The sequence below is a fragment of the Cryobacterium sp. 10I1 genome (assembly GCF_035019805.1).
GTDB lineage: Bacteria > Actinomycetota > Actinomycetes > Actinomycetales > Microbacteriaceae > Cryobacterium > Cryobacterium glucosi.
On the sequence record NZ_JASJVF010000175.1, the window covers coordinates 1 to 7,029 of the forward strand.

At 68.2% G+C, this 7,029-nt stretch carries 6 protein-coding genes and 3 pseudogenes; 6 read left to right on the forward strand and 3 right to left on the reverse strand.

Annotation, left to right across the window (positions count from 1 at the left end; genetic code table 11):
• From QN345_RS13645 to QN345_RS13655, 3 genes and pseudogenes are all read left to right on the forward strand, one after another.
• Positions 1-207: pseudogene (locus QN345_RS13645) on the forward strand (hypothetical protein); the annotation flags it as partial.
• Entirely contained in the window at positions 204-827 is a 624-nt protein-coding gene (locus tag QN345_RS13650; protein WP_322136082.1) for a response regulator transcription factor, read from the forward strand. The pseudogene QN345_RS13645 and the gene QN345_RS13650, both read left to right, overlap by 4 nt.
• A 365-nt stretch (positions 828-1,192) precedes the next feature.
• The gene (locus QN345_RS13655; protein ID WP_322136081.1) at positions 1,193-1,684 is read left to right on the forward strand and encodes a hypothetical protein; all 492 of its coding nucleotides are present in this window, start codon (positions 1,193-1,195) and stop codon (positions 1,682-1,684) included.
• A 29-nt stretch (positions 1,685-1,713) separates the two neighbouring features.
• On the opposite strand, the gene QN345_RS13660 is transcribed toward QN345_RS13655, so the two are convergent.
• From QN345_RS13660 to QN345_RS13665, 3 genes and pseudogenes are all read right to left on the reverse strand, one after another.
• Entirely contained in the window at positions 1,714-2,472 is a 759-nt protein-coding gene (locus tag QN345_RS13660) for an EAL domain-containing protein (RefSeq protein ID WP_166791031.1), read from the reverse strand.
• A gap of 99 nt (positions 2,473-2,571) precedes the next feature.
• Positions 2,572-2,676 (reverse strand): annotated as a pseudogene (locus tag QN345_RS20625) (hypothetical protein); the annotation flags it as partial.
• Positions 2,677-2,815: 139 nt separating this feature from the next.
• Positions 2,816-4,060, reverse strand: a pseudogene (locus QN345_RS13665) (PAS domain S-box protein); the annotation flags it as partial.
• A 324-nt stretch (positions 4,061-4,384) separates the two neighbouring features.
• Between QN345_RS13665 and QN345_RS13670 the strand changes: the two are divergent.
• The 3 genes from QN345_RS13670 to QN345_RS13680 form a co-directional block, all read left to right on the forward strand.
• On the forward strand, positions 4,385-4,969 hold the full coding sequence (locus tag QN345_RS13670; protein ID WP_322136079.1) for a hypothetical protein: 585 nt from the start codon (positions 4,385-4,387) through the stop codon (positions 4,967-4,969).
• Positions 4,966-5,745 (forward strand): PspA/IM30 family protein, encoded by a 780-nt coding sequence (locus tag QN345_RS13675; RefSeq protein WP_322140748.1) that lies wholly within the window; start codon positions 4,966-4,968, stop codon positions 5,743-5,745. Before QN345_RS13670 ends, QN345_RS13675 begins: the two co-directional genes overlap by 4 nt.
• Before the next feature lie 106 nt (positions 5,746-5,851).
• Positions 5,852-7,029: MFS transporter (locus QN345_RS13680; protein WP_323508760.1), on the forward strand; the 1,178-nt coding region annotated here is incomplete at its 3' end.

The window sequence follows — 7,029 nt, forward strand, 5'->3', positions numbered from 1 at the left end:
GGCCCACAGGTCGTACCCGATACCGTCGTACCCGCTGCCGTCGTTCCCGCTGCCGTCCCCACCGCTCGCAACACCTTCGGCCTGCACGCCATGCGGGAGCGTGTCACCGAGCTGGGCGGGACGCTCACGGTCGAGAGCACGCGCCCGGATGGCGACCGGAACCGGCACGGGACCAGCGTCGTAGCCAGCTTCGAGCTCGCCCGATGACCATCCGGGTGCTGATCGCAGACGACCATCCCATCATGCGCACCGGGCTGCTTGCCCTGTTGGACACGGAACCGTCGATCACTGTCGTCGCCGCGGTCGGTACGACCGCCGAAGCGCTCACCGAAACCGTGCGCCTGGGCCCTGACGTCGTGCTGATGGACCTGCAGTTCCAGGGCCAGTTCGAGGGCGCCGCGGCGACGCAGCGCATCCGCGCGCTCGACAACGCGCCCGCCGTGCTGATCCTCACGAACTATGACGCCGAAAGCGACATCGTCACCGCGATCGAAAGCGGCGCCGCCGGATACCTGCTGAAGGACACCCCGCCGGACGATCTCATCACTGCCGTGATCGCCGCCGCGTCCGGGCAGTCGGCACTGGCACCGGCCGTGGCCACCCGGCTGCTCGCTCGGGTGCGCGACGCGCAGTCGGCGCTGAGCATCCGCGAACTCGAGGTCCTGACCCTCGTGGCGGCCGGGCACAGCAATGGCGACATCGCGCGCGGGCTGCACCTGAGTGAGACCACCGTCAAGTCGCATCTCGCCCATATCTTCCCCAAGCTCGGTGCGACGAGTCGCACGGCGGCGGTTGCTGCCGCGCGCGAGGCCGGGCTCATCCGCTGATTCAGCCTTCGGGTGGCCTGCCTGCTCGTCAGGGGCGTGGCTGCCGCCTGCCCGACTCTTAACGGACTATGTTGAAAAGGTGAACAACGGGTGAACGAAGCCTGATCGATCGGTGAACGTGAGCTGGTATCGATGAGCGGTGGGGCTTCGCGGGTCCGTCACGCCGACCGGATGCCTCACGGTGCGCCGGGCTTCCGAGACCGGAGTACCCCACGAGAGATGCGCAGCGCGACAGTAGCCAGTCGGTTCGAGCCCGGCTCCTCATCGTCGGCGGTTTCCTCGTCGCGACGGCGGTCGTCTCTGCGGTCTGTGTCTTCGGAGCCAGCCAGCACCTGAGCGCAACGTCGTCAGGACCGGGTTCCGTCGTGACCGTGGCGACCGGGACTCTCCCTGGCCCAGCGGAGTCGGTGGATGGCCTGGACAACTCCCATGACTCCGGGATCGAGCTCAGTGTCGATGTACTCTCCTCCCCGTCGATCGTGGACCAGGGCGCTGGCCCGGTCCAGCCTCGATCGTCGATGGGCGACGATTACACGTCCACCGTCACGCTCGCCGGCCGGCAGCCCGAGATCGACCTGTGTTCCGGGCTCGTGGACACGACAGCCTGGTACGGCACGCCGATGCTCGTCGAGCACTGGGGCTGCGGTGGCGAACTCTTCCCGCGGTGGACCGGGGCGCAGGTCCGCCTGGCCGGCATCGACTCCGGCGTCTACCGGGTGACCGGTGTGATCGGCTCCCTGAGCGCTGGCACCGCGATGGTCAGCGACGTTCCGCGTGGCCACGACCTCGTCTTTCAGACCTGCCTGAACGGCGACAGCACTCACATGGTCCTGGTCGGGCTATCCAGGATCGGCTAGACCTGTTCGGGTCGTTCGGGTCGTTCAGGCTATTGGGCTCGCCCGGCCTGTCCGGGCCAGGGCGCCGGCCGGCCGAAGAGATAGCCCTGCCCGTGCAGCCAGCCCTGTGACAGCAGGGTCCGCGCCTGCGTCTCGGTCTCGACGCCCTCGGCGACACCGGTCAGGCCCAGGTGCGCGACGAGCCCCGCGAGGTCTGCCGCCAGGGCATCTGCGCCGCGGTTGCCGTCACCGAGGCCCGCGACGAAGCTCGCGTCGAGCTTGAGTCCCGTGACCGGGAGGTCGCGCAACAGCGAGATGGAGGAGAACCCGGTGCCGAAATCGTCGACGTGCAGGCCGACGCCGAGATCGCGGACCGCATCGAGGCTTCCTGTGGTGGATGGCCGCAGTGACAGCACGGCCGTTTCGGTGACCTCGACGATGAGTCGGGACGGGTCGACGCCGTGGGTCCGGAGGGCCGACCGGAAGGTCTCGGCCCAGGACTCGTGGGCCAAGTCGACGGCGGACACGTTGACGCTGATCGTTGTCGCACCGTTGGGATCCGAGGCCAGGACGGCGCAGACCTGGTCGAGCACGTAGCGATCGATTCCGAGGATGAGCCGGGATTCCTCGGCGATCGGGAGGAACTCGGCCGGCGCAAGGAGTCCCCGCCCGGGGTGCTGCCAGCGGACGAGTGCCTCATAGCCGACGGTGGAGCGATCGAGGAGGGCGACGATCGGCTGGTAGTAGACGACGAAATCGCCCTTCCGCAGCGAAATGCGGATTTCGTCCTCGATGGTGAGCCGCTCCATCGCCTGGGAGTGCATCGTGTCGTCGAAGAACTGCCACTGGGCCCTGCCCGACTTCTTGGCCCGGAAGAGAGCGGAGTCGGTGTCCCGAAGAAGACTGGCGGCGGTGGAACTGTCCGTGGAGAGGGCGATTCCCATCGACACCGTCGGGATGATCCGGTGTCCGTGGATCGAGAGCTCGGTGCTGAGAGCAGCCGTGATGTTCACCGCGACACGTTCGACATCCGCGGGCTCGGATGCATTCGGAACGACGACGACGGTCCTGCTCGAGAACGCGGAGGATCCAGTCCCGGTTGTGCATCCCGGTCAGCCGGTCGTTGTGTGCCTGGAACAGCAGCTCCTCGCGGGACTCGTGCTCGGCCGTGACATCTTCGAGCTGCACGACCAAACGTTCCGGTGCGCCCGCACTGGTCCGGATCACCGACGCGGTCCGGCGGGCCCAGATAATGGCCCCGTCGGCCCTGACCATCCGCAATTCGCGGAAAGGAGCCCTGGCGGCGATGGCGATCGTCAAGGCCCTGGCCTGGATCACGGTCGCCCTGTCGTCGGGGTGCACCAGCTCGTCGGTGCGCCTGGCGAGAAGCCAGGCCTCGTCGCGGAGGAGCATGGTGCACAAGGCCTCGTTCACGACCTGGATGCGTCCGGTGAGGTCACAGAGGATCATTCCCGTCGTCGATGACGTCAGCACGACCCGGAACAGCTCCTCCGACTTCTCGAGGGACTGCCGCGCGACGGTCTCCTCGTGCACGTCGCGCAGGGGAATCACCCGGCCGGCGGTCTGGCCTGCCGCGTCGTGAAGGTCGCGCGTGATGGTCGACACCGAGCGATAGGTGCCGTCACTGCGCCGAACCCGGAACGGACGATGGCGCCGCACGCCCTCGTTCTGGTTGGTGCGGGCCGCCAGCACGCCCGGCAGGTCGTCGGGGTGCACGAATTCGGCGGACATCCGATTCAGCAGGTCATCGTGCTTCCAGCCCAGCGCCTCTTCGAGGGAGGGCGACGCCCAGACATACCGGTCGGCGGAGTCGACCATGAGTACGACGTCGGAGGCGTTTTCGGCGAGCAGCCGGTAGGGCTGCTCCGAATCCTGCAGGGCCTGGAGGGCGAGGTGCTGCCCGGTCACATCCCGCCAGATCACGGACACGCGGTCACCGACAGGAGCGGCGTGGAAGTCGTACCACCGGTCCGGCCGGTCGCCGTGAGGTGAGGCGGCCCGGAAACCGTCGCGGTGACAGGGGACACCCTGCTCGAGGACCTCCGCGCAGAGGTCGCCGAGCGCCCCGGAGATCGCCGCCGGCATGGGGTTGAGCAGCGAGCCGCCGATGAACTGCCCCTGCGGCATCCGGTGGAAGGCACAGGCCGCGGGGTTGGCCTCGTCCACCACGAAGTCGATGATGGTCCCGTGGATGTTGCGCACCGCGTGGACGAGGACGTACGGGTCGCCCAGGCCGGCCAACGATGCCTGCAGGGTCCTCCGGTCGGTCCTCGCGGACGTCCAGGAGGGCGAAGGCGCCCACGGTCGCACCGGCCTCGTCGACGGCCGGAATCCCCGAGATCCTGAGCCAGGCCAGACGAGCCGGGTCGGTGTCATCGCCGGGAACGAACAATCCGATCAGGGTTTCTGCTACCGGCGCGCCCGTGCGCAGGGCCGACAGGGCCGGCAGATCGTGCAGGGCGATCGAGGCGCCCCACTCGTCGATGGGATTCCAATTCTGCGCCTCGGGCGTACGTCCGAGCTGATCGTCCCAGACCTATCCTCGCACATCGTGTCCCCCGTTTGGGGTCCAAGCCGGGCGGGACCAGCATCGGCAGAATTCGCACCGCCTACAGACAATTCGGCGGACGCGAGCGTATTTTGTTCGGTGAAGCACGGGGTCTCGCTCGTGGGATGGACATGAAGGGCAGGGTGGCCGGCATGACAGCAGTGGCCGCGGTGATTCTGGCATTGGCAGCGATCCTCGTCGTCTCCGCAGGCGCGACGATCGTGGTGGCGCGGATGCTGTACAAACGCATTCGTCGCAGCCGTGCCGTGGCCGGTGCGGCGCTTCGCACCCGGGCCGCCCTGAGCCGGGGACCGCAGCGCGAGGTCCTGGGACTGCGCATCCGACTGAGAGACACTCTGGGAAGCGGTCAGGCCGCAGTCGATCTCGCGCTGGGCAGTGACGGGCCGCGGGGCGAGCTTCCCCGCCTGTTTCACCGGATCCAGGATGAAGGCGCTGCCCTCGACGCGCAACTGGTGCTGTTGACGAGTGAGGCCGATGCCGTCGTCCTCGCAGAGGAACTTCCGATGGCCAGACGACGGGTGGACGACGTCGCCGGACTCGTTCGTCGGCTGCGGGCGACCGTTGCAGGCGGCCGCGGGGACCTCACCGATGATGTCCTGCTGGCGCTGCGTTCGGAGGTCGACCGCGAGGTCTCGGCCCTGGAAGCCGGAGTCCAGGAACTGCACGCACTCAACCTGCACGATCACCGCGACACCACGAGAGGGAGCGAATCATGAGCGCCACGTCACGGCTGCGCATCATCTTCCGGAGCAAGACGTCACGCGCCCTCGACCGGCTTGAAGACCCAGGAGAGGCCCTCGACGACAGCTATGAACAGCAGCTGAAGATGCTCCAGCAGGTGCGGCAGGGACTCGCCGAGGTGACGACGGCGAAGAAACGGATCGAGCTGCAGGGGCAGGAGATGGGAGCCCGATACCAGCGGTTGGCCGACCAGGCCCAGGAGGCCCTGGACCAGGGACGCGAGGATCTCGCCCGGACCGCTCTCGAACGCCGTTCCTACCTCGAGACCCAGGTCGGTGCCATTCGTGAGCAATACGCCTCGCTCGAACGGCAGCAGGGGCAGTTGCAGGACAACGAGCGGCGACTCGCCGAACGGGTCACCGCGTTCCGGACCGAGAAGGAGACTCTCAAGGCCACCTATGCAGCTTCCGAGGCCCAGGCGCGGGCGAATGAGGCGGCGGCCGGCATCGGTTCCAATCTGGGTGATGTCGGCGCCAACCTCGATCGGGCCAGGGACCGGGTTGCGCAGATGCAGGCGCGTGCTGCCGCGACCGATGAACTGCTCGCCCGGGGCGTCCTGAACGATCTCACGGCGCCCGCGGACGCGGACCTCGACCGGCAGCTGTCCGCGGGAGTGCGTCAGGCATCCGTCGAACGCCAGCTTGAGGAACTGAAGAACGCCCGCGCAGCAACCGAGGACGGCGCCGCTCGCGCCCAGCGCGCGGGACCGGACGCGTGGCTGAGCATCGGGCAGGGGCCGGACGCCCCCTGAGGCAGAGCCCTGAGGCAGAGCCCTGAGGCAGAGCCCTGAGGCAGAGCCCTGAGGCAGAACCCTGAGGCAGAACCCTGAGGCAGAACTCGGAGGAACCAGGTCGACCATGAACCCCGCGGCGCGGCGCGTGCAGAGGATCTACCTGATCCTCCTGCTCGGCAACACCCTGGCCGCGTCCTTCATCTGGGGCATCAACACGCTGTTCCTGCTCGACGCCGGACTGTCGAACTTCGAGGCCTTCGCCGCGAACGCATTCTTCACCGCCGGGATGGTGCTCTTCGAGATCCCGACCGGGGTCGTCGCGGACACGGTCGGGCGGAAGGCGTCCTACCTGCTGGGCACGATCACGCTCTCGGCCACCACCGCGCTGTACTGGTTGCTGTGGCTCTGGCACGCGCCCTTCGGCTGGTGGGCGCTCGTGTCCGTGCTGCTCGGGCTCGGCTTCACGTTCTTCTCCGGTGCTGTGGATGCCTGGCTCGTCGATGCTCTGACCTTCAGCGGGTACACCGACGGCCTCGAGGCGGTCTTCGGCAGGGGACTCGTCGTGACCGGCATTGCGATGTTCGCCGGGTCGGTCCTCGGCGGCGTGATCGCCCAGGCGACCAATCTCGGCGTTCCTTTCCTGCTGCGCGCCGGGGTGCTCGTCGTGATGCTCGTGTTCGCGGCGGTCGTGATGAAGGACCTCGGATTCACTCCGGATCGATCCCAGGGACCGCTGAAGGCGACCAGGACCGTTCTCGCCGAGTCGATCGAGCACGGCCTCCGGAGGCGCTCCGTCCGGTGGGTGATCCTGTCCGCGCCCTTCGCCTCCGGGGTCGGGGTCTATGCGTTCTACGCCCTGCAGCCCTACCTGCTGGTGCTCTCCGGCGACCCGTCCGCGTACTCGATCGCCGGTCTCGCCGCGGCCGTGCTCTCGCTCGCGCAGGTCGCGGGCGGGGTGCTGGCCCCGCGTATCCGGGGAGTATTCCACCGGCGGACGACCACGGTGATCGGGGCATCCGTCACGAGCATCGTCGTGCTCATCGCTCTCGGGCTCACCAGCCTCTTCTGGCTCGCGATCGTGCTGCTGGTGCTCTGGGGGTTCGTCTTCGCCGTCGCCGGCCCGGTGCGGCAGGCGTACCTCAATGACATGATCCCGTCGAAGCAGCGCGCGACGGTGCTGTCGTTCGACTCACTGTTCGGCAGCCTCGGCGGGGTCTTCGTCCAGCCGGCACTCGGCCGCGCCGCCGACCTCTGGGGCTACGGAACGTCGCTCGTGATCGGAGGCCTCATTGAGCTGATCGG